The organism is Bacillus luti, from assembly GCF_001884105.1.
Taxonomy (GTDB): Bacteria; Bacillota; Bacilli; order Bacillales; family Bacillaceae_G; genus Bacillus_A; species Bacillus_A luti.
The window spans coordinates 1-279 of the sequence record NZ_MACI01000077.1 but is presented as its reverse complement, the minus strand read 5'-3'; the positions used below and the strand labels follow the sequence as shown (position 1 = coordinate 279).

At 33.3% G+C, this 279-nt stretch carries 1 protein-coding gene; it reads right to left on the bottom strand.

All coding sequences use genetic code 11. The features are described from left to right. Window positions 1-279: transposase (locus BAQ48_RS18575; RefSeq protein WP_165613805.1), on the bottom strand; the 279-nt coding region annotated here is incomplete at both ends.

Here is a 279-nt window from a genome sequence, read left to right as displayed (position 1 = left end):
TTGTGAAATGTAACCATTTATTTGTCGTTCTCGTTTATGCCAAAGTGCAGCCATTCTATTCGTTACAATACGTTTTGAAATTCCATTGTCCACATTTTTCTGTTGCAGATTACGTATCATTTTGTTGAAGTACTGGTTAATAGATTTTAGTTTTTTTCCATCAATTAAAAATGTATCACCTATATTTGTTACGCAACTTAATAATCTATCTACACCTAAATCGCAACTCAAAGCGTTACTAGTGGTCGTGGGTGGTTTCTTCATTTGAGAAACGTGCAT